This is a genomic window from Mediterranea sp. ET5 (genome assembly GCF_023337025.1).
In the GTDB taxonomy this organism is placed as follows: domain Bacteria; phylum Bacteroidota; class Bacteroidia; order Bacteroidales; family Bacteroidaceae; genus Phocaeicola_A.
On sequence record NZ_JAMBLN010000007.1, the window covers coordinates 89,773 to 113,924 of the forward strand.

18 protein-coding genes are annotated in these 24,152 nt (G+C 50.5%); 6 read left to right on the top strand and 12 right to left on the bottom strand.

The genetic code is table 11. The features are described 5' to 3' along the window. Nucleotides 1-42: 42 nt before the first annotated feature. From tpiA to folE, 3 genes are all read left to right on the top strand, one after another. Nucleotides 43-798 (top strand): triose-phosphate isomerase, encoded by a 756-nt coding sequence (tpiA, locus tag M3087_RS06065; protein ID WP_106484470.1) that lies wholly within the window; start codon nt 43-45, stop codon nt 796-798. A gap of 90 nt (nt 799-888) precedes the next feature. Next, the gene (locus M3087_RS06070; protein ID WP_249094410.1) at nt 889-1,344 is read left to right on the top strand and encodes an SPOR domain-containing protein; all 456 of its coding nucleotides are present in this window, start codon (nt 889-891) and stop codon (nt 1,342-1,344) included. Further along, on the top strand, nt 1,344-1,934 hold the full coding sequence (gene folE / locus M3087_RS06075; RefSeq protein WP_022383763.1) for a GTP cyclohydrolase I FolE: 591 nt from the start codon (nt 1,344-1,346) through the stop codon (nt 1,932-1,934). The genes M3087_RS06070 and folE overlap by 1 nt, the downstream gene beginning before the upstream one ends. Before the next feature lie 168 nt (nt 1,935-2,102). Here folE and M3087_RS06080 read toward each other — a convergent pair whose 3' ends face one another. The 4 genes from M3087_RS06080 to M3087_RS06095 all read right to left on the bottom strand — a co-directional run bounded on the left by M3087_RS06080 (nt 2,103) and on the right by M3087_RS06095 (nt 7,939). After that, nucleotides 2,103-2,621, bottom strand: a complete 519-nt coding sequence (locus tag M3087_RS06080) for a DUF4251 domain-containing protein (protein ID WP_022383762.1) — start codon at nt 2,619-2,621, stop codon at nt 2,103-2,105. Between the two features lie 159 nt (nt 2,622-2,780). Then, complete coding sequence (locus M3087_RS06085) at nt 2,781-4,190, bottom strand: undecaprenyl-phosphate glucose phosphotransferase (RefSeq protein WP_022383761.1); 1,410 nt, start codon at nt 4,188-4,190, stop codon at nt 2,781-2,783. 288 nt (nt 4,191-4,478) lie between these two features. Further along, entirely contained in the window at nt 4,479-6,944 is a 2,466-nt protein-coding gene (locus tag M3087_RS06090) for a bifunctional UDP-N-acetylmuramoyl-tripeptide:D-alanyl-D-alanine ligase/alanine racemase (protein WP_249094412.1), read from the bottom strand. Next, complete coding sequence (locus M3087_RS06095) at nt 6,920-7,939, bottom strand: GSCFA domain-containing protein (protein ID WP_249094469.1); 1,020 nt, start codon at nt 7,937-7,939, stop codon at nt 6,920-6,922. The genes M3087_RS06090 and M3087_RS06095 overlap by 25 nt, the downstream gene beginning before the upstream one ends. A 188-nt stretch (nt 7,940-8,127) precedes the next feature. On the opposite strand from M3087_RS06095, the gene dxs reads away from it, so the two are divergent. The 3 genes from dxs (at nt 8,128) to M3087_RS06110 (ending at nt 13,732) form a co-directional block, all read left to right on the top strand. Next, nucleotides 8,128-10,038: a 1-deoxy-D-xylulose-5-phosphate synthase gene (gene dxs, locus M3087_RS06100; protein ID WP_249094415.1), complete on the top strand. Its 1,911-nt coding sequence runs from the start codon at nt 8,128-8,130 to the stop codon at nt 10,036-10,038. An 883-nt stretch (nt 10,039-10,921) separates the two neighbouring features. After that, nucleotides 10,922-12,265: a Trk system potassium transporter TrkA gene (gene trkA, locus M3087_RS06105; RefSeq protein WP_022383757.1), complete on the top strand. Its 1,344-nt coding sequence runs from the start codon at nt 10,922-10,924 to the stop codon at nt 12,263-12,265. Between the two features lie 12 nt (nt 12,266-12,277). Beyond that, nucleotides 12,278-13,732, top strand: coding sequence for a TrkH family potassium uptake protein (locus tag M3087_RS06110; RefSeq protein WP_022383756.1), 1,455 nt, complete (start codon nt 12,278-12,280; stop codon nt 13,730-13,732). Here the strand turns inward: M3087_RS06110 and M3087_RS06115 are convergent, their stop codons facing one another. The 8 genes from M3087_RS06115 to M3087_RS06150 form a co-directional block, all read right to left on the bottom strand. Then, entirely contained in the window at nt 13,733-14,908 is a 1,176-nt protein-coding gene (locus M3087_RS06115) for an acyloxyacyl hydrolase (RefSeq protein ID WP_262918905.1), read from the bottom strand. 32 nt (nt 14,909-14,940) lie between these two features. Beyond that, complete coding sequence (locus M3087_RS06120; protein ID WP_249094418.1) at nt 14,941-15,876, bottom strand: hypothetical protein; 936 nt, start codon at nt 15,874-15,876, stop codon at nt 14,941-14,943. Nucleotides 15,877-16,021: 145 nt separating this feature from the next. Next, nucleotides 16,022-18,712 (bottom strand): calcium-translocating P-type ATPase, PMCA-type, encoded by a 2,691-nt coding sequence (locus tag M3087_RS06125; protein ID WP_249094420.1) that lies wholly within the window; start codon nt 18,710-18,712, stop codon nt 16,022-16,024. 50 nt (nt 18,713-18,762) lie between these two features. Next, on the bottom strand, nt 18,763-20,241 hold the full coding sequence (locus tag M3087_RS06130; RefSeq protein ID WP_249094423.1) for a helix-hairpin-helix domain-containing protein: 1,479 nt from the start codon (nt 20,239-20,241) through the stop codon (nt 18,763-18,765). Between the two features lie 11 nt (nt 20,242-20,252). Then, nucleotides 20,253-21,635 carry a PP2C family serine/threonine-protein phosphatase gene (locus tag M3087_RS06135; protein ID WP_249094425.1) on the bottom strand — a complete coding sequence of 461 codons (1,383 nt, stop codon included), beginning with the start codon at nt 21,633-21,635 and terminating at the stop codon, nt 20,253-20,255. Between the two features lie 2 nt (nt 21,636-21,637). Then, the gene (locus M3087_RS06140) at nt 21,638-22,684 is read right to left on the bottom strand and encodes a TerY-C metal binding domain-containing protein (protein WP_249094427.1); all 1,047 of its coding nucleotides are present in this window, start codon (nt 22,682-22,684) and stop codon (nt 21,638-21,640) included. Between the two features lie 67 nt (nt 22,685-22,751). Further along, complete coding sequence (locus M3087_RS06145) at nt 22,752-23,387, bottom strand: vWA domain-containing protein (protein ID WP_249094430.1); 636 nt, start codon at nt 23,385-23,387, stop codon at nt 22,752-22,754. Nucleotides 23,388-23,508: 121 nt separating this feature from the next. Further along, nucleotides 23,509-24,147, bottom strand: coding sequence for a vWA domain-containing protein (locus tag M3087_RS06150; protein ID WP_249094433.1), 639 nt, complete (start codon nt 24,145-24,147; stop codon nt 23,509-23,511). Nucleotides 24,148-24,152 lie beyond the last annotated feature (5 nt).

The window sequence follows — 24,152 nt, forward strand, 5'->3', positions numbered from 1 at the left end:
AACCCGAATTATCAACTTTAGTTTAATTACATACAAATCATCATGAGAAAGAACATCGTAGCAGGCAACTGGAAAATGAACAAGAACCTGCAAGAAGGTATTGCTTTGGCAAAAGAACTGAACGAGGCTCTGGCAGCCGATAAACCCAACTGCGACGTGATCATCTGCACGCCGTTCATCCACCTGGCTTCCGTCACTCCGTTGGTTGACTCCAAGGTTATCGGTGTAGGTGCCGAGAACTGCGCAGACAAGGCTTCGGGTGCTTACACAGGTGAAGTTTCGGCTGAAATGGTCGCATCCACCGGTGCTCAATATGTCATCCTGGGTCACTCTGAGCGTCGTGCATACTACCACGAGACTGTAGAAATCCTGACCGAGAAAGTGAAGCTGGCTCTTGCCAACAACCTGAAACCCATCTTCTGCATCGGTGAGGTGCTCGAAGAGCGTGAAGCCAACAAGCAGAACGAAGTGGTGGCTGCCCAGCTGGCTTCTGTCTTCTCCCTTTCAGCTGAAGACTTCTCGAAAATCATCCTTGCTTACGAACCGGTATGGGCCATCGGCACCGGTAAGACGGCTACTCCCGAACAGGCACAGGAAATCCATGCCTACATCCGCTCACTCGTAGCTGAGAAATACGGCAAGGAAGTGGCAGACAACACGTCTATCCTCTATGGCGGCAGCTGCAAGCCTTCGAATGCCAAGGAACTTTTTGCCAATCCCGACGTGGATGGCGGCCTCATCGGCGGCGCATCATTGAAGGTTGCTGACTTCAAAGGCATCATCGACGCATTCAAATAACATCAGTTGACCAGTTGGCGAGTGAACGGGGATTGACAAGGAGTCAGCCTGTTCACTTGCCGACTCAACCAACACCTAACCTCTCCTCCTATGAGACTGATCACTTTACTGATGTTCGCCTTTGTCAGCCTGGCAACATGGGCACAGAAGGACATCGTGTCAGCTTTGACTGAAAAGAAAGCCAGCGAAGGTACCGTAGTCATCCACCAGGACCTCCGGCTGAATGCCTTGTTGCAGGAAGGAATCAACACGACGTTGAACAGCGACGGCGAACGGGTGGCAAAAACTGCCGGATTCCGAGTACAGGTATATGCCGGCAACAACTCGCGCCAGGCACGTAGCGAGGCTAACCTGATGGCAACCAGAGTACGCACTTCATTCCCCGAACTGCAGGTCTATACCCACTTCGTCAATCCGCGCTGGCTCTGCCAGGTGGGCGACTTCCGCAGCATTGAAGAGGCCGACGTAGTGATGCGTAAGCTCAAGGCGACCGGCGACTTCAAAGAGGTATCCATCGTGCGTGCACAAATAAACATTACGTATTGATGAACGAAGAACTACAAGCATTTGCCAGTCCCGAGCGTATCGAAGCACTGAAAGGTTGTTACCGGGAGGTGCTTACCTTACTGGGTGAAGACACTGAACGCGAAGGACTGCTCAAAACGCCCGAACGTGTGGCAAAAGCCATGCTCACACTGACCCGGGGCTACCACATGGACGCACGAGAAGTGCTCCTGTCGGCGAAGTTTAAAGAAGACTACAGACAGATGGTCATCGTGAAAGACATCGACTTCTTTTCGCTCTGCGAACACCACATGCTGCCCTTCTTTGGCAAGGCACACGTGGCTTATATCCCGAACGGATACATTACGGGACTGAGCAAGATAGCCCGTGTGGTCGACATCTTCTCCCACCGTCTGCAAGTGCAGGAACGCATGACCCTGCAAATCAAAGAGTGTATCCAGGAAGCTCTCAATCCGTTGGGAGTCATGGTGGTAGTTGAAGCAAAGCACATGTGCATGCAGATGCGTGGAGTGGAGAAACAGAACTCCATCACGACCACTTCCGACTTCACCGGAGCTTTCAACCAGGCCAAGACCCGCGAGGAGTTCATGAACCTGATCAAACACGACTGAACAGTCGGAGACGCGTCATCTGAAGTTGTGTCGCCACAATTCGCTTTCTGAGGGCATTCAACCCGATGAGGATGGAAAAAGGCACGGAAACACAAAGAGGATTCTTACCTGAAACAGTCAGGATAGTCCTTCTGTGCTTCCGTGCCTTTTATAATTCTGGGAACCGACTCATTCCTTCTTCGAAACCGGCTCCTTCTCTTCCGTCACCAGATCGCCGATAAAGTCGATGGACTGCTTCCGTTGCATGTTGACACGGATGTTGGATGCACCATTATCGTACACATCGACATGGAAGGTGTAATAGTCTTCACGGGTACGGGCAGAGAACTCAATCTCGTAATTGCCCTTCTTGCCCAGCTTCTGTTCATAATCCAGTACCTCGGCTTCAAAGTTCAGTCCCTCGCCTCCCCCGTAAGGGATGGAGTAGGCACGTCCATAATAAGGCAAATAGGAAAAGACGGAGTCATTTCTGACCGTGAGGGAATAGTAAGGCGACAACTGTATGCTATGTCCACCCTGTGTCAAGGCTGAACGGACTTCGATTTCAAAATCCTTCGCCTCCATACGCTCTTTCACCATCTGTGCGCGTTCCTGCTTCTTCTCAGTCTTGCTTTGTGCCGACAGAGATACGGGGATGGCCGACAACGCCAGGCACCATCCCGCCCATAACAACAGTTTCTTTTTCATAGGCTCATTATGTTAGATGGTTTATCGCCTCAAAAATAGGGAGAAAGTACATACATCCGCACAAAGGAAGGCACTCATTTAGCTTATTTTAGTTCGCCGTTCCTGCGTGTCCGGTCTCCTTAGCGTTTTTTCAGAAGCGGACGGCAACGAATGGTTCCGTCAATAGGCATTGGCTTCGCCACGGATGGCGTTGCGTACGGTCATGTAGATGATGCGCAGGTCGAGCCAGAACGACCAGTTCTCCACATACCAGATGTCCTTACGGATGCGGTCTTCCATCTGATAGAGTTCCTTGGTCTCGCCACGGCAACCGTTCACCTGTGCCCAACCGGTAATGCCCGGCTTCAGCAAATGGCGCACCATGTATTTGTTTATCAGTGCAGAATATTCCTCGGTATGTTTGAGCATGTGCGGACGAGGACCGACTACCGACATGTCTCCCAGGAGTACATTGATGAACTGCGGCAACTCATCGATGCTGCTCTTGCGAAGGAAATTGCCAAACTTCGTCTTGCGGGGGTCATCCTTGGTCGCCTGGAGTCTGTCGGCATCCTTGTTGACCTTCATGCTGCGGAACTTGTAGCAGTAGAACTCCTTTCCGTTCAGCCCGTTCCGTTTCTGCTTGAAGAAAACAGGACCGGGAGAGGTGATTTTGGTCACAATGGCAACAAAGAGATAGATGAACGGGAAGAGCGTACAGAGGAACGTCAGCGAAAACACAATGTCAAACAGACGCTTCACAAAGCGGTTGATAGGCTGACGCAAGGGCTCTTCACGCATATACAGCACGGGGACATCTCCCATCAGCGTCATACGCATCGTACGGCGCAGGTAGTTGCGCACGTTGGGGACACTGCAAAAACGGATCAGGTGGTTCTCACAATAGTTGATCAGCTCCATAATCTCCGACGCACGAACCGAAGGCAGGCAACAGTAGAGCCGTGGCGGAGCTGTCGGCGAAATGGGCATGTTGCGCAGATAGGGAATCACCTCGTTCACCTTCCCCAGATAGGGCAAGGGGAAGTGCTCGACCGGCTGGTCGTCAAAGTATCCCAGGATGCGGTAACCGGTCGAAGGGTCATTCATCATCTCACCATAAAGGTCAAGCATGTTCAATCCGCTGCCGACAAAAATCACACTGCGGAGATTGCGTCCCAACCGACGGTAACGTCGGATAAAATAGCGGGCAACCAGACGGCCCACCAGGATACCCACCCACAATGCCGGATAGAACGTGAAAACCCATGCCCACGAAAAGAGATGCCCCTCCAGGTAATCAATGGTCAGGAACGAAAGGACACCAAACCAGAACACGGTGACAAACGAACGGGCGACAATCTCCTCGGGACGTACCTTACGCATATACACCACAGGCTTCTTCCACGACACACACAAGAGGTAAATGACGTTGAAGACGAAATAGACCAAATGATATTCAGTGGATGCCAGCGCGGGATACAGCCCCGGACTCAACCAATAGAAAACAGTCAACAACAGATTGAGGATGACCAGATCATTCAGGATGACTGCCCAACGCAATAAGGTTACTTTTTGAGATTCCCGTTGCATAATAGTTCTGCCATTTTTATGTAAAGTAATTACAAAGGTATAGGAAATGTTGTAAGGGGAAAAGATTAAAAAGTATTTTTACCCCCCCCATGAGGTTAAAAGATATTTATCTTTTCAGAATTTTCCGCTAAGCAATTGTCTTTAAAGCAATTTTAGATTCACGGTTTCGAGTCAGGTTACACAAGTTCAAACAGATTCACAATTTCCTGGACAGCTTTTCATTAGAAAAAAGAGAGGCATGCCGGCTTTTCTTTCCCAAGAAACGGGAAAGAGATCCGGCATAATTATTTAGTCCTGGAAGTAGACACGCTTCACTCGTCCCGACACACTTGTCAGGATTTCATAAGGAATGGTTTCCAAAATATCAGACAAAACACTCACCGGCAGATTGTCGCCGAAGATTTCCACACGGTCGCCTTCCTGACAGTCAATGTCGGTCACGTCAATCATGCAGACATCCATGCAGATGTTGCCCACATAGGGAGCTTTCTGTCCGTTGACCAGGCAATAGCCATGCCCGCAACCCAAGTGACGGTCCAGCCCGTCAGCGTATCCGATAGGGAGAGCTGCAATGCGCGATGGACGGGTCAACACACCACGCCGACTGTAGCCCACGGTGTCCTCGGCAGGAACATTGTGGATTTGCAGGATGGTGGTCTTCAGAGTGCTGACATTATGGATAAATGCATTGTTCACCGGATTGATGCCATAGAGTCCCAAGCCGAGACGTACCATGTCGTAATGGGCACGCGGGAAACGTTCAATCCCTGCCGAATTGCAGATGTGGCGCAGGATTTTATGGGGGAATGCCGCCTGCAGTTCGGCAGAAGCCTTGGCAAAGATTTCATTCTGCTGACGGGTGAAGTCGTCAAACTGTGGTGAATCGCTCCCCACGAAATGGGAAAACACCGAACGGGGCAACAAAGCCGTCTGGCTCTTCAACCGACGGATAAGGGCAGGAATCTCCTCGGGCATGAATCCCAGACGGTGCATCCCGGTGTCGAGTTTGATGTGGATGGGGAAGTTGGTGATCCCCTGTTTCTCGGCAGCCTTGATCAGCGCATCGAGCAGATGGAAACTGTAGACTTCCGGTTCCAGCTTGTAGTCAAACAGGGTCTTGAACGCCGTCATCTCGGGATTCATGATGATGATGGACGCCGTAATGCCCGCCTTACGCAGGTCAGACCCTTCATCTGCCACGGCAACGGCCAGATAGTCTACCCGGTGGTCCTGCAAGGTCTTGGCTATCTCATAGGACCCGGCACCGTAGGCGGACGCCTTCACCATGCACACCATCTTCGTGTCGGGCATCAGGAAGCTGCGGTAGTAGTTCAAGTTGTCCACCATGGCGTTCAGGTTGATTTCGAGAATGGTCTCATGCACCTTCAGTTCCAGCTGTTCCGACACTTCATCGAAGTGGAACTTGCGCGAACCTTTTACCAGGATGGCTTCGTTACGCAGGGACGCAAACACGTCGGATGCCAGCAGGGAGGCAGTGTCGGGGAAGAAATACTTCTCCATCGGGAAACGTGCCTCAGCAGCCGAGATGTCGGGACCTACCCCGATGATTTTCTCGATGCCGCGGTTCTGCACCAGCTGCGCCACCTTGCGATAGAGGAAGGTCGCACTCTGTCCCGTCTCCAGGATATCGGAAAGGATCAGCGTACGCTTGCGCCCCTTCGTGTCGGTACGCCGTGCCATGAAGTCGAGTGCTATGTCGAGCGAAGCCAGGTCTGAATTATAGCTGTCATTGATAAGCGTACAGCCGTTCTTGCCTTCCTTCACTTCGAGGCGCATGGCTACCGGTTCCAGCCGTGCCATGCGGACGGCAATGTCCTCGGGCGATATCATCAGGTAAAGGCACACTGCCAGACAGTTGAGAGAATTTTCCACCGACGCGTCGTCAATGAAAGGAATCCTGTAACTGTTCTCCATGCCGAGGTAGCGGTAGTTGACCGTCGTCCCGGTATCGTCCTTCTTGATGGAACGGATGTAGAGGGGTTTCTCGTCGTCCTTTTGCGACCACGCTATTTCACGGGCGGAAGGGATAGTCTTTGCCACACAGTCACAGATTAATTCGTCGTCACCGTTATAGATGATGACGTCGCAATCCTTGAAGAGCGACAGCTTCTCGCTGCACTTGTCCTGCAACGAAAAGAAGTTCTCCTGATGAGCACCGCCGATGTTGGTCAGTACGCCGATGGTCGGATTGATGATGGTGCGCAGGGCATCCATCTCTCCCATTTCGGAGATGCCGGCTTCGAAGATGCCCACTTCAGTCTGCTCGTTCATGAGCCACACGGAAAGCGGAACACCGATTTGCGAATTGTAGCTCCGTGGGGAGCGTGTCACGTTCTTGTCGGGCGAGATGAGCTGGTAGAGCCATTCCTTCACCACGGTTTTCCCGTTGCTTCCGGTGATGCCCACCACGGGGACATCGAACTCCTTGCGGTGCAGTTCGGCGAGGTGCTGCAACGCCTTCAGCGGACTTACGACGCGCAGGAAGTTGGCTCCGGGGAAGTCCTCACACGTACCGGGAAGCTCCGACACCACAAAGTTGCGCACACCGCGGTTATAGAGGTCGATGATGTATTTATGTCCGTCGTTACGCTTCGAACGCAGGGCGAAAAACAGGGTTTCTTCAGGAAAACACAGCGAACGGCTGTCGGTGAGAATCCAATCGATCCGGGCCTTCTTGTTACCGAAACGTTCGGCTCCTATCTGGTGACTTATTGATTCAATCGTGTATGGCATAATTCCAATTCCTTTTTGAAGTCTAAGGTCGGACATTTTTCTGTAAGACGGTTTATCCTTAACACTATTTGTGTTAAAAAGTTCTTGTATTGAGGGGCTTCCGGATGAAACGGACGATGCTCCAAAGCCCGTCTTATCTCCTGACATTCAGCCATCACCGACCGAGCTTCCGCTGTCAGGCAGGCGTCAGTGAAGCATTCCCATACATAATCTATAGCCAACGGAGAGGGATGCAACATGTCGTCGGCATAGAAACGGTAATCGCGCAACTCGTCGAGCACAATCTCATAGGCAGGGAAATAGTGGCAGCAGGGACAGGTCGCACAGAGTTCGTCCACCGCCAGGAGCAGAGCCGACTTACTGAGCTGGTTGGCATGGAATCCGTCGCGGACATGACGGATGGGACTGACGGTGAACAGGACCTGCAACGTGGGACGACGTTCCAAGAGCCGTCCGATGACCGCACCCAGCCTCCGGACGATGGCATCGGGACTGACCCGCAGACGCACGAAACGGCTCTCCGGCAATTTGTGGCAGTTTGCCACCACCTGCTCCAATGGGTCGGCCGCAACACCGTCTTCTCCCTTCAGGCAGTACACATACGACGTGCCCAGGGTGATGAGCAGGAAGTCCAGCGACGGCAACGCCTCCATCGCCCGGCTCAGCCTTCCGTTGATCAGACTCAGGCATTCATCCCGGGACGAAGCGGAAAAGCGCGAATGGTGCATGAAGCTGTGCCACCACCCGTCTTTGGAGACGAACAGTTCGGGCGACGTCTCGTCATACAGGCGTCCGTCCAGCAACGTCTCCAGCGCACGGGCAATCGAAAAGGGATTGTAAAGGATGCCAAACGGATTGACATCACACACGAACTTGGCATCCGACAGACGGTTACCAATGTGTTCGGAAAAGCACGAACCCAGCGACATCAGCCGGTTCTGATAACCGACGGACAGGATGCCGGCGGGCAATTCTACTTTCGTTCTGAAGTTCATCATATTCCTCCGAGGGCTAAAAATCCACCGCAAAAGTACGCATCTTAGTGAGTAATTATATATTTTTGCCGATTATTATCCAACTTTCGCAAGCCCAAGGTGTAGTGAACGAGGCGACTTCCCGTCCGCCGAATCCACTGCGCACACCGTGGAACGCCTACGAGGTTTTAAGTAAGAGACTAACAACGATGAGTAAGGAGAACACATACACGCTGCTCGACGCCATACACTATCCGGCAGACCTACGCCGGCTCAACCTAGACCAACTGCCTGAGGTGTGTCGTGAATTACGCCAAGACATCATCAACGAACTTTCGTGCAACCCGGGACACTTCGCCGCCAGTCTGGGTGTGGTGGAACTGACCGTCGCACTGCACTATGTCTACAACACCCCCTACGACCGCCTGGTGTGGGACGTGGGCCATCAGGCTTACGGACACAAGATTCTCACCGGACGCAAGGAGATGTTTTCCACCAACCGCAAATATAAAGGTATCCGGCCCTTCCCCTCACCCGAAGAGAGTGAATATGACACGTTCGCCTGCGGACATGCCTCCAACTCCATCTCGGCTGCCCTGGGCATGGCTGTCAGTGCCAAGCGTCTGGGAGAGACCGACCGCCACATCGTTGCCGTCATCGGCGACGGTTCCATGAGCGGCGGACTGGCTTTCGAAGGGTTGAACAATGCGTCTTCAACCCCCAACGACCTGCTCATCATCCTCAACGACAACGACATGTCCATCGACCACAGTGTGGGGGGCATGCGTCAGTATCTGCTGAACCTCAACACCAACGACAAGTATAACCGGCTGCGTTACCGGCTCTCGCAACTCTTCGGCGACCTGGGGCTTCTCAACGAACGTACCCGCAAGAGCATCATCCGATTCAACAACAGTCTCAAGTCGGTCCTCTCCAAACAACAGAACATCTTTGAAGGCATGAACATCCGCTACTTCGGTCCTGTCGACGGACACAACGTGACCGAACTGGTGCGTACGCTCAACACCCTGAAAGACATGAAGGGCCCCAAGCTGCTGCATGTCCGCACCGTCAAGGGACGGGGCTTCGCTCCGGCGGAAGAACAGGCCACCATCTGGCATGCTCCGGGACTCTTCGACCCGAAAACCGGCAAACGCCTCGTGCAGTGCACCGACGGACTGCCGCCCCTGTTTCAGGACGTGTTCGGAAAGACACTCGTGGAGCTTGCCGAACAGAATCCCCGCATCATGGGCGTCACACCTGCCATGCCCAGCGGATGCTCGATGAACATATTGATGCACGCCATGCCCGACCGTGCCTTTGACGTGGGCATTGCCGAGGGACATGCCGTCACCTTCTCCGGAGGAATGGCAAAGGACGGACTGCTGCCCTTCTGCAACATCTACTCCTCCTTCATGCAACGTGCCTATGACAACATCATTCACGATGTCGCCCTGCTGCGCCTCAACGTCGTGTTCTGCCTTGACCGTGCCGGACTGGTCGGTGAAGACGGACCGACTCACCACGGAGCGTTCGACCTTGCCTACCTGCGTCCCATCCCCAACCTGACGATTGCTGCCCCGTATGACGAGCACGAACTGCGGCGCATGATGTACACCGCCCAGCTGCCTGACCAGGGACCGTTCGTCATCCGTTACCCTCGCGGACGCGGAAGACTCACCGACTGGCACTGTCCGCTCGAAGCCATCGAGGTGGGCAAAGGCAGACGCCTGAAAGACGGCAACGACCTCGCCGTGCTCTCCATAGGCGCCGTAGGCAATGCCGCAGCCGACGCCATAGCCGAGGTCGAACAGGCACATCCGGACATCAGCATCGCACACTATGACCTCCGCTTTGCCAAGCCGCTCGACGAAGAGCTGTTGGAGGAAGTCGCCCGCCGGTTCAACCGCATCGTCACCGTGGAGGACGGCATTCTGAAGGGTGGTGTCGGCAGTGCCGTGTTGGAATACATGGCGGACCATGACCACACACCGCACGTCCGCCGACTGGGCATTCCTGACCGCTTTATCGAGCATGGCGCCGTCGACATCCTGCGCCACCTCTGCGGCATCGACAAGGAAGGCATCCGCGACGCACTCCTTGCCGAGCTGCAACGCTGACCGGACATCGGTCCAAAGACGATAGACACGGACGATACAGAGCGCAAGCCCAGCCTCTGCATCGCCCGTGTCCTGTTTTTCCGCTCCGCCACTCCCACACATTCCCTCCTTCCCCCTACACATTCCCGTTGACAAATAGAAAGCCAAAAGAGCAATTCTCCTTACACAATTTACCAAATCCGCCTTTTCAACTAACGCGTACTTTTGCAAAATCGAGCAAACGAACGAAGAAAGGTTAATTCCGATTCACACTAAACTTCTGAAGCGCCCATTCATTTCACGTTTCTTAGTATCCAACACTTGTTTTTCACGCGCCAAACAATATTGTTTGAGTCGTCAAACACTTGTGTTTGGGACGTGAAACAATATTGTTTGACCGATGAAACAATATTGTTTCGTCCGTCGATGTAAGGAAAAGAGAAAACGAAAGAATAATTTCTGACAACTGCTCTCCAGAAGGAACGCGGACGCATCACTTTTCCAACTATTAAATCGCACCATATTCTGGAACCGCATACACCACAAAGTCACTTACAGGGAATATCTCACTGCGCTCTGAAAGCGATGTTTGCCATCTCCCGACAAAGTGTATTTTGCAAATCGCTCCAGAATCGCTTCTTTGCTCACCGACTTGTCTTCGGGTGCGAGGAAGGGCACTCTCAAACGATTCGTTTGACGTTTTGACACTTTGACACCATACGAAGACCTGCCCGGCACCCCGTCAGCCGATAGACTGCTCCTTGCGAAGCAATCGGACATTCCTCCCAAGCAAACCGCCGGATTGTCAAGCCGAGATAGCAAAAAAAGAAAGCAAAAAGCTTTTATATAGTATGAAATAGGTTATCTTTGCCACGCAAAAAGACACAGACTAAGGATTTAAAGTATGAAAATAATCATTGCCGGAGCCGGGGAAGTGGGAACTCACCTGGCAAAAATGTTATCCGGAGAGAAGCAGGACATCATCCTCATGGACACGGATGAAGAAAAGCTGGGTCAGCTGGAAGACAATTTCGACCTGATGACCGTCAATGCCTCCTCACTCTCCATCGCCGGACTGAAAGAAGCCAACGTACCCAACGCCGACCTGTTCATCGGTGTCACTCCCGACGAGAGTCGCAACATGACTTCCTGCCTGCTGGCACACAGCCTGGGCGCCAAAAAGACCGTAGCACGCATCGATAACGCCGAATACCTGCAACCCAAACATCAGGAATTTTTCGCCAACATCGGCATCAACTCACTCATCTACCCTGAAATGCTTGCCGCCCGCGAAATCGTGGACGCCATCAAGATGAGCTGGATCCGCCAGTGGTGGGAGGTCGACGGTGGTGAACTGGTGCTCATCGCCGTCAAGCTGCGCCGCACGGCACACATACTCGACATCCCTCTCCATCAGCTGGACACCCGGTCCACCCCCTTCCTCATCGTTGCCATCAAGCGGGGCATGCACACCATCATCCCCCGTGGTGACGACACCTTGCAGGAGCTGGACCTCGTGTACTTCATGACCATGAAGAAGTACATCCCCTACATCCGTCAGATAGCCGGAAAAGACGACTACAAGGACGTCCGCAACGTCATGATCATGGGCGGAAGCCGCATTGCCGTCCGCACGGCACAGATGGCACCCGAATACATGAAGGTGAAAATCATCGAGAAAGACATCGAACGCTGCCACCGCCTCACCGAACTCATCGACAACGACCGCGTGATGATTATCAACGGCGACGGCCGTGACATGGACCTCCTCATGGATGAAGGCATCGAAAACACCGAAGCGTTCGTAGCACTCACCGGCAGCGCGGAAACCAATATCCTCGCCTGCCTGGCTGCCAAGCGGACGGGCGTCAGCAAGACCGTAGCGGAAGTGGAGAACATGGCATACATCAGCATGGCAGAAGGCATGGACATCGGCACCATCATCAACAAGAAGATGATTGCCGCCAGCCACATCTACCAGATGATGCTCGATGCCGACGTGACCAACGTGAAGTGTCTCACCGTGGCAAATGCCGACGTGGCTGAGTTCATCGTGAAGGAAGGGTCGAAAATTACCAAGCATCCGGTGAAGGACTGCGGACTGCCCAAGGGCATCAACATCGGTGGTGTCATCCGTCAGGGGACGGGCGCCCTCGTAACCGGTAACACCCAGCTCCAGGCGGGCGACCACGTCGTGGTGTTCTGCACGGGCATGACCATGCAGAAGATTGAAAAATTCTTTATTTAAGCGTACAGCCAAATGATAAACTATAAGATTGTGGCAAAGATACTGGGAATCCTCCTCTTCCTGGAAGCGATTCTCCTGTTGGGCTGCTCCATCTTTCCCATCTGTTTCGGGGAGAGCGACCTCGTGCCCTTCCTCGCCTCGGCAGGTATCACCTGCCTCATCGGACTCATCCTGTTCTGGATCGGACATGATGCCGACAAGAAGGTGAACCGCAAGGACGGCTACATCATCGTCACCTTCTCGTGGGTGCTGTTCAGCTTGCTGGGCATGCTCCCCTTCCTTTTCGGGCGTTACACCGAGAGTGTCGCCAACGCCTTCTTCGAGACCATGTCCGGCTTCACCACCACCGGTGCCACCGTGCTCGACAACATCGAGTCGTTGCCCCACGGCATCCTGTTCTGGCGCAGCCTGACACAGTGGTTCGGCGGATTGGGCATCGTGTTCTTCACCATTGCCGTACTGCCCATCTTCGGGTCAGGCGGCATGAAGCTCTTTGCTGCCGAGACCACCGGTCCGACACACAGCAAGCTCCATCCCCGCCTCGACGTGACGGCGAAATGGATATGGACCATCTACCTCATCATCACCCTTACACACGGAGCCTTGTTGCTGTTGGGCGACATGCCCTGGTTCGACAGCCTGTGCACCGCCATGTCGACTGCCGCCACCGGCGGTTACTCGGTGAAGCAAAGCAGCCTCATGGCATACAACTCGCCCTACATCGAGTACATCACAACCCTCTTCATGCTCATCTCGGGCGTGAACTTCACCCTGCTCTATGTTGCCATCCTGAAGCGGCAGCCCGTCCGCCTGCTGAAGGACACGGAGTTCCGCTGGTACATCGGGAGCTACTCGGTGTTCACACTGTTCATCACCATCGCCCTGCTGGTAGACACACCGATGGGACTGGAGGAGAGCTTCCGTCTTGCATCCTTCCAGGTTGCCACGGCACAGACCACGACAGGATTCGGAACGGCCGACTACATGCTGTGGCCTTCCTGCACCTGGCTGGTGTTGTGCATCGCCATGATGGTCGGTGCCTGCGCCGGTTCGACAACCGGAGCCATGAAGTCCATCCGCCTGGCCATGCTGTTCAAGATTGTGCGCAACCAGTTCCGCCACATGCTCCATCCCAACGCCGTACTCCCGCTACGCATCAGCGGAGTGGTCATCTCCAACGAAATCAAGACGACCCTGCTCGCCTTCTTCTTCGCCTACATCGGCATCATCCTTGTGGGTTGGGTGTTCATGCTGACGTTGGGTGTCGGGTTCATGGAGGCATTCGGCATCACGGTGTCGAGCCTGGGCAACGTAGGTCCGGGATTAGGTAACTGCGGTCCGGCGTATTCATGGAACAACCTGCCCGATGCAGCCAAGTGGGGCTGTTCCTTCCTGATGCTCATCGGACGTCTGGAGCTGTTCTCCGTCCTGCTGCTGTTCAGCCCGAGCTTCTGGAAGAAACACTGATCAATGGAACCTGTACCCGATGCCGAGCATCAGGTTGTTGGGGTCGTGGAAATCCTGTAGCTGATAGCCTACATGCAGGAAGATGCTCCGGGTGAAAAAGGCCTTCAAGGCAAGCACCTGGTAGAGACCTTTGGCATCATCGCCATGACGGTAACAATTGTAACCGACGCCTACGTTGACCGAGAAGACAGGCATCGTCCATTCTCCCCGGGCGGAAAGTCCCACGACAATCTGTTCGCGGAAGGGCGGACGGTAGAACTTGATGTCATCGCCCGGACCAATGCCTGCCAGGTGTTCCTTCAGGTTGCCTCCCTCATCCCAACGTCCGTCGAGCGAGATGCCCGCAGCAAGGTTCTTCGTGAAATGATACATGGGTGCCACGTTGAGACCGATGATACCGAACTTGCCGGGAAGCAGGTAAGACGACCCTTCCCAGTCCAGTCCACGCGTGCGGGCAGCTCCATAAAGCAACACATCGTAAGACCAGTGAGGCCGGAACACCGATGCCGGTTCTCCTCCTTCCGTCTGCCCTTCTTCACCCCACGAACGCACCACTCCCAGGCGTGCCCCCATCGTGTTCACCCCACCATTGGGATAGCGGGTGTTTCCGTTGGAATAGTGGGTCAGGTCGATACCTGCCGTGAGGTTCCATGAAGAAGAAAGCTGCCAGTTGAGGAATATCCCCAGATTGATATACGCATTGATGCGTGAGCCGACGACCGTATTTTTCGGGTTGGTCTCCTCGTCATGAGGTTTCCAGCCAAAGGATGCCCCGAAATTCCACTCATAGTCGAGCGACAGACGTCGGGAAAGACTTGCCATCCGCGAGCCCTGAAAAACATAAACAGCCAACGGGTTGCCTACCTCCCGTGCGTTGAAGAAGGTGCTGTATGCCACGCCGATGCCCTGATAAGCGTGCGGATAGAGTTTCCCCAGACGGGTGTGGGGAGCAAAACGGAAGGCATATTTCAGGTGGGCGGACAAGGCCGTGCGTATGGGCTTGCCTGCCAAGTTATCGTCTTCAAAGAATGTTTCGGTAGGAGCCACATAACCCGTCCGCAGGTCTACACCGAGACGGTGGGTGATGCGCGGACGCAGACTGTCTGCCACTGACACCTGCTCTTGCGACAGAAGCGGGGAAGACAGACCGAAGGACAGCAACAGCCCCGTCAGCATCCGGAAATTCAAGATAAGGGAAAGAGACTTTTTCACAACGGTATTTTTATATGATAATCACTTCCTGTGAACAACGTTCCGCGATACATGCCACTGAGGCTCCGTCTTCTGCCGTTGCGCGGATGGGATGCATGGACGGTATAGGATGCGTTGAACAGGCTGTAATCGAGGAGGGGGATGATGCGTACATGTTCATTGGGAGCAATGCTGACGACTTTTATCCGGTCAGGCACGGAGAGGGGTAACGGCTGTTCGCTCAGGGAAAACGGCAACTTCATTCCGCTGAAGACCAGCCTTCCGCCCGACACGCTGTCGGGAACCTCCAATTCTGTTCCGGAAAGCCAGGATACATTGTCATCCGACACTACGCTGAACCTTCCCCGGCTCCGATTCTTTCCCGAGATGACGAGCTGCTGACGGATGGTGTCGGCGGACTGATTATAGACCACCAGTCCCTCGCCCTCGCGTACCTCCGTCCATGGTGAATCCGGTTCAAGCCGGTACACCACACTGTCCACCCGATAAGGTTCGCCCAGCGTCAAACGGAACTCCAGCGGGATGTCCACATAGTCGTTGCCCACATGGATGTCCATCTGATAATCCTCCTGCAACAGATTCTCACCGAGCATCACGACCAGCTGACGTCCTTCGTCGCGCACAACAGCGCAATCCAACAGTCCCCCAAGGCTGAACTCCAGCCGTTCCCGGTCCTCCATCTTCGTTACCGGACCACCATTGTCACTACTGACAAAGCTGATGAGCGACTTGCCCGACTCCGACGTCACATCGAGCACGCTCCAGTCTTCCGATGGAAAATCGATGACCAGCGTATCTCCGTTGCCGTCCAGCGTGAAATGTGTTTCAGCCGGAGCAATATGGTCTACAAAGACCTCCTGGTTGCAACCCGTGCAGGCAAGCAACCCGCCCCACAGCAGACCGCACCGTATCCTCCGAAGTATATTTTTCATGATTTCTGTCTTGTTAAAGTAAGGCATGCATGCAAAGGTAGTGTTTTTCGGAGAAAAAGAATACGTGTATCAGAATCCATTGTCCCCCTATCATGGGAACAACTATTCTGACACACGTATTTTATGGACAAAGATAGAGAGTAGCTTATCTTCTATGAGCGATTAAATTCCATAGTTCTCTGAACCACAGGACAAGAGAAGATAAGGTCACTATTATCACCCAGTCAACCCACTTCAAGGGAGTGCAATTAAAGAAATCATAAAGAACTTCCACAATAGCAATCTGTCCGATAAATATAATTGCAACAATTGTAAAGAATTCCTTGCTCATCCGAAGTCGAAAAAAGCTCTTCCCGGTTTCAAAAGAACGAGTATTGAACATATACCAAAGATGTGTCCATACAAAAATAGAGAACAGCAACGTCTGCTCGTATGCCGACAAACCATTGGCTTCTCCCAATTCGCAATGCAAAAGGTCTGTCATTTGTGTGATTTCTGTATGTTGGAAGATGTAAAGGAAACCAACCAACAATATAAAGAAGAATCCTCCGACCCCAAGAATATCTTTCAGCATAGGCTTTGTCAGGATAAATGCCTTACGGTCGCGCGGCTTGTCTTTCATCACCGCTTGCGAAGGAGGCAACGACGCAAGTGCCATTGCTCCAAAAGTATCCATAATGAGATTTACCCAAAGCATCTGCGTGACAGTCAATGGAGATTCCGTTCCCATAAACGCTCCAACCAGCACAATCAGGCAGGCTGCAACATTGACTGTTAGCTGGAATAATAAAAAACGCTGGATATTCTGATAGAGCGAACGCCCCCACATCACGGCACGACAAATACTGCCAAATGAATTATCAATGATAGTTATGTCAGAAGCCTCTTTTGCCACAGATGTTCCGTCTCCCATAGACAAACCGACATGAGCAGCTTTGAGTGCCGGAGCATCATTGGTCCCATCACCGGTTACAGCAACAACTTGATTCTTACGTTGGAGCGACTCAACCAAACGCTTCTTATCCATCGGACGGGCACGGGCAATAATTTTCAAATCCAAGACTCTTTCATCAAGTTCGTCATCTGAAAGTTTTGCGAACTCTGTTCCTGTAATAATCGCCTCATCCTTGTCCCGCTTTGACCAAAGACCAATCTGACGTCCTATCTCCATGGCTGTACCCGGGGTATCACCGGTTACAATCTTTACATGGATTCCGGCTGCTATACATTTATGGACTGCCGCCGGGACATCCTTACGTACTGGATCTGCGATAGCCACAATACCCATAAAGACAAGTCTGTCCGCAATTACCCTATTATCCGATATTGCGATGTCGCCCTCTTCGAGCACCTGATATGCAAAGCCCAGCGTTCGCATCGCACGACATTGAAAATCCGCTAACTGCCTGTCCATGTCATCAGCCGATACATTCCGCTCAATGTGCCTGCAAAGGGAACGTACAATTTCCGGGGCTCCCTTCACATAAAGAATCTTCTTCCCTCCAAGTTGAACTGATTCTACTACCGTCGCCATATATTTCCTCTCAGTAGAGAATGGCAATTCTTCAAGGATTGTAGCATGCTCTTTCAACTCCCGATAATCAATGCCTTTCTCTCTAAGCCACAATAGCAATGCTCCTTCCGTCGGATTTCCTAAGACAACCGGTTGCTCTGCATGACTTAAATCCAGCGATGCCGTAGAATTAAGAGCCATATTCTCCATAACCAAACGGCTCGTTTCATCCGCACCCAAAACTTGCTGAGACAATCCATAAAAATTGGTTTCTTCCACACTCATTTGGTTTTGGGTGAGTGTTCCAGTCTTATCTGTACAAATAACCGTTGTGGCTCCCATCGTCTCACAAGCATGCATTTTCCGGACCAGATTATTTGTTTTCAACATCCGACGCATGCTATATGCCAGACTCAAGGTTACGGCCATCGGCAATCCTTCCGGTACTGCAACCACAATCAAGGTAACCGCTATCATCAATGTCTGTAAGACATAGGCTGTGATGTGTGACCATTCCAAAGAATTATCGCCTAAAAAATAAATGAACAAACGCCCTACAACTACTAAGGCAGCAAAAACATAACTCAGTTTTGTAATCCAGTCACTTAATCCATCCAACTGTTCATTCAGTGGAGTTTTAACACTGTCATCAATTTGTGCAGCTTCGAAAACCTTTCCGTTCTCTGTTCGATCGCCGACTGCTGTCACTCGAAACACTCCATGTCCCTCCATCACTTTGGTTCCTTTCAGAACATGATTGGTAGGATAAGTTGCCTCTTTATCAAAATCTTGTTCATTGGCACTTTTGTGGCACATCGGCTCACCGGTAAGGGTTGACTCATCCACATTCAGACTGACGCTTTCCAGCAATTCGCCATCAGCTGGAACCTCGGCACCGGTATTGAGTATGACAATATCTCCTACAACCACATCTTTCTTAGGAATCTGTGTGGTGTTCGCATTACGTATCACCTCGACAAGCTCATCATCATTTACCTGATTAAGAATAGCAAACTCTTTATCAGCCTTTAATTCAAAATAAAATGCCAAACCTGTTGCAAGCAAGATAGCGACAAAGATGCCTATCGGCTCAAAAAAGACGGCAAAGCCTTCATGAAGACCAAAGTACTCATAAAATGAAATACCGACAGACAATGCTCCTGCAATCATCAGAATGATAATAAGAGGGTCCTCAAATTTTCCCAAGAACTGCTTCCACAAAGGGTCTTTCTCCGGTGGAGTCAATTTATTTATTCCATACTTCTTACGGCTTTCCAGCACTTCCTTATCTGTCAAACCCATGTAATGCTTTCTCTTCTGCATATAGTAAACTTTTAACTTATTAATCATTTGCCCAATAAGAGTAATGATACTCAGTTGTTAACCAACTGAACAACTATCAGTCTTCCTCCTTGTCCCCTGTCCAGTAGAATCTGTCGCCCATCGGTTAAAGGTACATAGTCACCTATGGATATAGCCTTATTCTCTGAGATATCCATCATATCCGGAAGAGCACGATTAATCAGTATCCATTGATTTTTGAAAAAATGAAAATCTCCAACCGGCTTTTTATCCTCTTCAGATATACGTTCCGTTGGCGAAACAAGGTTATTCGAATGCCATTTGTACAAGGTTTGTTTATCATATACCATCAAACGGTAGTTCTCTGATATGAACTTGCCATGAGAGGGTGCATAATAAAAGTTCAATATCGGCAACTGACCATGATAAGCTTGCCCGCAAAACGGGCACTTGGGCTTTGTCGTATTGTCGAAAACAAACCAATGAGCCTCACAACGTGCATTCTGACAAGGCTGCACCAGATCTGTGGTTTTTACCAACGCATCCTCCCACTCAGCAGCACTTGGACGTTTCGAGGGGTCATGCAACCCATCAATAAAAGCACGGTCAAACAGTTTTTTCAAATAAGGGCCACAGATTGTATAAGGCATCTTTACCGGGTCTCCCTGTGGTAACTCGGCAGGAGACAGTTGTTGCGACTTGACCCTGTTCGAACGGTCTACAGGATTCTCTATAAACAGAGCTTTTGTTCCCATCGATAGCTCTTCATCATGTCCACTATCACTGATATCATTGACCTTGCCTCCTCTCAATGGATGTCTGTTAAGCAAGTACATGTATATCAAGACAGCCAAAGCATGACGGTCTGTATAAATGCTCGGCAACTTTCTTTGTTTATCGTCCAATGGCAAATGCTTCGTTCCGATGACTTCCGGAGCAATGAAATCAGGCGTACCGATAACTTCCGGTGGAAACTTCCCCGGCACGACCAAACTATCATCATCAATAATGCATGCACTCCCGGATATTGGGTCAACCAAAATATTCTTGTACGATAAATCCGAATGCGCCAATCCTGCTGCATGAAGCCTGCGCACGGCACGGGCTATTTTGATGCACATATGAAGCGTAGTCAGCCAATTACCTTTTTGATCTGCCGGCAGGAACTTATTTCTCAGTTTTGCTGAAGCAAACCACTTTCCTTCTTTCTCCTTTCCCTTAAAAGGCCCACTTGAAAAAAAGAACTTTTTATCATAGAACGGCATGACAATACCTGTCTTGCCATTCCATTCAACCATCTTGGTCGGCCAAGCGAAAAGATTCTTCCAATATGCACCCTCCGGAGTGTCGAAAATCCGTTCGCGATAGATTCCTACGATATTATTGATTCGTTCTCTGTCATTTGCATTGATCGGCTTACGATAAAATGCTACCACATAACTCTTGTCCAAGCTGAAATAGACATCTTTCACACCACCTTGAGCTTTGATTTCATCATAAAACTCCACAGTGCTCCCATCATTAGCCTTTAGGGATATTTTATTTGCCATGACTCTCCTTTTTAATACAATATTGCGATGGTTCTATCATCATGATTGCCGGGAGACCAAAAATCCAGCCACTGCAAAAGCTGTCCGGCTGCATCTTCATTATCATCCGTCAACTCAACTCCATTACTTCTCAGGGTATGCCACAGCATGTTCCATTTGGCATACGACTTCAAATTGGCATCAGTCTCAAACATCGGATCGCTGACCCCATCAGTCATTAAAAACAGGGCCGTGAACTCCCGCACTATCCTGCAATTCATTCTTTGATAGAATCTTGCTGTATCCGTGAAAATCTCAGGCATCGTGAGAAACCTCGTTTGCCCGGCATATTCTCCTTCATCCGGCATACCAAGCATGATGGCCGTTTCATCTTTTTCATCATACAAGCATATTGCCCCGTCTCCAACCCAAAATGAAGCTATAAACCATCCAAAGTCAAATTTTTTGCATATAGCCAACAAAAGCGTAGTTGAATAATCCTTCACCTTCCGTTCTTTTCGCATTGCTTCCGCAGCTATTGCCTTATGAGCTTTCAAGGCAGCATTGCCCACAATCCTATAGATATCTGCACTGATTGCCTGCCCCGCAGCTTCTGACTTCTGGTCAAGGTGATATAACGTAATATCATCATCAAAACCGGCAGAGTTGCTTAACTGCTCTTTACAATGTCTGACAGCCGTTTCACAAGCTATTTTAGCTCCCTCTCTTGAATAGCAGGCAGAACCTGCCCCGTCAGCGACGGCCATGACATACCAATTTGTCACATCATCATGGTATAGACAGAAATGGTCATCTCTAGGCTTTCCTTCTTGAGCATGTGAACGCCCCCGCTTGCTGGCAGCCACCATATCCTTTTGTGGAGTACCATCAGGTAACGACTGAATCTTCAGATACTCCTTGGCAGTATTCTCTTTCGGGTATTCAATACCATCGGGTACAGGCACATCTTTCCATAAATCACGAGGGTCCGGATTTATGATTATCTGCAAGGTACGCTCCAAGCAAGCATGTTCCACAGGCAATCCCTGAAACCTGTACTGCAGTACCAAATCAAAAGTTCCACTGACCTTAGGTGAGCCGCTGATTCTGAAAGAATGTTCTCCTTGCAGCTTTTCTATTTGCAGACCATGCTGTTCCTCTGTCAAGCCGGACAGCGATGTATCCGTCATTTCTTCACAAGGTATGAAAACTTCGGCATCATACTTTTTCCCAATAGAAGCATTAGGGATGACAATGGACAACTCCTTCACTTTATTTTCCATTACAAGTACTTCATTCATAACGTATTCATTGTATTCCGTCCATAACTTATCGGCATAGTATCTGACAAAATCCTCCATCTGTGCATCAGATTCCCCATTACTCATGAGTTCCAGCAATTTTTCCAGGTTCATAATCAGCCCTTTCCTCTCGTTATATTCATTCCATCTGCTCCAATCTCACTCAGTTCTCCTTTCAGTCCACACCAGGGACATGACGTTGCATGACCATCTGAGCACATGATCTTGCCACATTCACAGACGACCAGCCCCCATTGACTGCCACAACACGGACAAGTCGGGTTCCCAACCAATGACATCGTATTGATATTCCGATTGGATGTTCCGTCACTCAATTCATCATACATCTTGTCATCTATGGTATAGGCCCCTACAAGCTTATAGCCTATTTCCTTCACACTCACTTTCTCCAGACCGGGTATATCACTGATTCGCTTGGCATATTTGATAAGGTATTTCTTTTTCGTATGGGAACATTTACCCAGCAGTACCGCAAAATTCTCATCAACCGTACACTTCCGTGTCGTGTCTACTTTTTCTAAATCAATACCGGAAAGGGAGGCCAACTGAATATTATCGGTCCCTGCATCTGTCACCGAAGCACTGGTAGACTTGATTGATGCCGTAACCCATTTAAAGAAAGCTTTGAACGATTGTTCTCCAGTATCATTCAGCCTCAAAATATTTTCAGAAATCTGTCCCAGCATATTCGTATCGGTATTATCACCAATTGATATACACACCAGGTTGGCATTCCTTCGATAGCGAGTATTCCAACGATTAAATGCCGATTGCGGATTGTCTGTCGGTGTACCATCTGTAAACAGGAAAACAATCGGTTTCCAATCTCCTTTCACCTCAACAGTGGTTTTCTGAACAGACTTGTCAATATCATCCATCAGGCAATTCAAGGCACTGCCCAATGAAGTTCCTCCACCAACAGGGAACTGGGGAGGATAAAACTTATACAGTTCAGTTAACGGAGACAAGACTTTCGCTTTTCCAGCAAATATGATTACGGAAACAAAAACTGTCTCCAGAGCATACGGATCCGTTCTTAGTTCCTGAATAAGGTTCCGCATTCCTTTTTCAACCTGAATAATGGGGTCACCCACCATCGATTCTGACACATCAATCAAAAAATATATAGGCAGTCGTCTCATAAAGAAAAAATCAAATTGTTCAACATCTGCAAGCTCTCGTCATTATTGAGGGCATGCGGGACTTCAGTTAAATCACAATATTTACTTCCGTAGGAGGTCCGGGCAGTTCCAACGAATCCGTCGTCCCCACACTCTTTCCTCCCACACCTATCACATCAGACACCCAAACAAAGAACTTCTTAAAAGAGGTCGCATCCATCGTGTCCAAGGTAAAGACTTGGTCTGTCAGTTTTTTCAATGGCTCAACCTTTGCTTTGGGACCGGCAGCACAAGCTACAATACTGGCAAAATTCTCCTTCCTGACGTTCGGAATCACATTTTCATAGTCCTGAATATCCGAGGGCTTTCCATCGGTCAGTATAAATAAGAGCGGACGCCAATCCCCCTTTTGTTCCGCAGTCCCCTTTTGAACTTCCACTTCAATTCGTTCGCACAGCATTTCCAAAGCTTTACCAAGAAAGGTTGGTCCTGAGTCAGGTGTCACAATATCAGGTACCTGTAAGTCTGCCAGCTCTGTCAGCGGCAGAATCTGATGAACCTCTCTATCAAAAGTGATGATACTGATGCAAACAGTTTCCAAGGCATAAGGGTCCAGACGAAGGGCGGCTATCATGTCAGACAATCCGACTTTCACACTCTCTATCGGCTCTCCTTTCATGGAACCACTTGTATCTATCAAAATATATACGGGCAAATGTCTCATTATCAAATCCAGTCATTCAACATCCGCCAGTTCAAGCTACAGTTGAACTGATGCGAATCTTAAGTAAGTTATAACACAGAGTGGCACAAATCAATTCGTGCCACTCTATCTGATTATCTATCTATACAACAATATTTACTTCCGGAGGCGGAGGCGGCAACTCGCTCATCGTGGCGACATCGCCATGGGCATCTTCCACTTTCTGGCTTCCGGTACTAATACTTGCACTGACCCATTTGAAAAAGGCCTTGATCGTAGCGCTGTCAGCGGTGTCAAGCTGAACAACATTATCAGTAATACGTTTCAATGTATCCGTATTTGCTCCTTGACCTGCCGCACAAGCTACCACCATACCGAATTTTCTTTTTTGAAATTCATCCAATCCCTTTTGCAAGTCATCCGTAGGTTCTCCGTCCGTCATCAGGAAGACCAAAGGTTTCCAGTCCCCCTTCATCTCAGGTGTTGTCTTCACAACCTCCGTATCTGCCTTTTGCGCCAACAGGGCCAATGCCTCTCCCAAAGCGGTGCATCCGCCAGCCTCAATCTGAGGTGGTTGAAAAGCAGCCAGCTCTGTGAGAGGAGTAATCTGCTGAGCTGAAGAATTGAATGTGATGATGCTGATATACGCTGTTTCCAACGCATACGGATCCCCTCTTAAGGTAGAGATGAGTGTCTGCACACCATTCTTCACCGCCTCAATCGGCTCACCATACATGGAGCCGGAGGTATCCAGCAATAAATATACAGGTAACCGTCTCATGAGCT

Excerpts from the sequence above, each read along its gene's own strand:
- tpiA (WP_106484470.1), top strand. The coding sequence starts at position 43 with ATGAGAAAGAACATCGTAGCAGGCAACTGGAAAATGAACAAGAACCTG.
- M3087_RS06070 (WP_249094410.1), top strand. The coding sequence starts at position 889 with ATGAGACTGATCACTTTACTGATGTTCGCCTTTGTCAGCCTGGCAACA.
- folE (WP_022383763.1), top strand. The coding sequence starts at position 1,344 with ATGAACGAAGAACTACAAGCATTTGCCAGTCCCGAGCGTATCGAAGCA.
- M3087_RS06080 (WP_022383762.1), bottom strand. The coding sequence starts at position 2,621 with ATGAAAAAGAAACTGTTGTTATGGGCGGGATGGTGCCTGGCGTTGTCG.
- M3087_RS06085 (WP_022383761.1), bottom strand. The coding sequence starts at position 4,190 with ATGCAACGGGAATCTCAAAAAGTAACCTTATTGCGTTGGGCAGTCATC.
- M3087_RS06090 (WP_249094412.1), bottom strand. The coding sequence starts at position 6,944 with ATGCCATACACGATTGAATCAATAAGTCACCAGATAGGAGCCGAACGT.
- M3087_RS06095 (WP_249094469.1), bottom strand. The coding sequence starts at position 7,939 with ATGAACTTCAGAACGAAAGTAGAATTGCCCGCCGGCATCCTGTCCGTC.
- dxs (WP_249094415.1), top strand. The coding sequence starts at position 8,128 with ATGAGTAAGGAGAACACATACACGCTGCTCGACGCCATACACTATCCG.
- trkA (WP_022383757.1), top strand. The coding sequence starts at position 10,922 with ATGAAAATAATCATTGCCGGAGCCGGGGAAGTGGGAACTCACCTGGCA.
- M3087_RS06110 (WP_022383756.1), top strand. The coding sequence starts at position 12,278 with ATGATAAACTATAAGATTGTGGCAAAGATACTGGGAATCCTCCTCTTC.
- M3087_RS06115 (WP_262918905.1), bottom strand. The coding sequence starts at position 14,908 with ATGCTGACGGGGCTGTTGCTGTCCTTCGGTCTGTCTTCCCCGCTTCTG.
- M3087_RS06120 (WP_249094418.1), bottom strand. The coding sequence starts at position 15,876 with ATGAAAAATATACTTCGGAGGATACGGTGCGGTCTGCTGTGGGGCGGG.
- M3087_RS06125 (WP_249094420.1), bottom strand. The coding sequence starts at position 18,712 with ATGCAGAAGAGAAAGCATTACATGGGTTTGACAGATAAGGAAGTGCTG.
- M3087_RS06130 (WP_249094423.1), bottom strand. The coding sequence starts at position 20,241 with ATGGCAAATAAAATATCCCTAAAGGCTAATGATGGGAGCACTGTGGAG.
- M3087_RS06135 (WP_249094425.1), bottom strand. The coding sequence starts at position 21,635 with ATGAACCTGGAAAAATTGCTGGAACTCATGAGTAATGGGGAATCTGAT.
- M3087_RS06140 (WP_249094427.1), bottom strand. The coding sequence starts at position 22,684 with ATGAGACGACTGCCTATATATTTTTTGATTGATGTGTCAGAATCGATG.
- M3087_RS06145 (WP_249094430.1), bottom strand. The coding sequence starts at position 23,387 with ATGAGACATTTGCCCGTATATATTTTGATAGATACAAGTGGTTCCATG.
- M3087_RS06150 (WP_249094433.1), bottom strand. The coding sequence starts at position 24,147 with ATGAGACGGTTACCTGTATATTTATTGCTGGATACCTCCGGCTCCATG.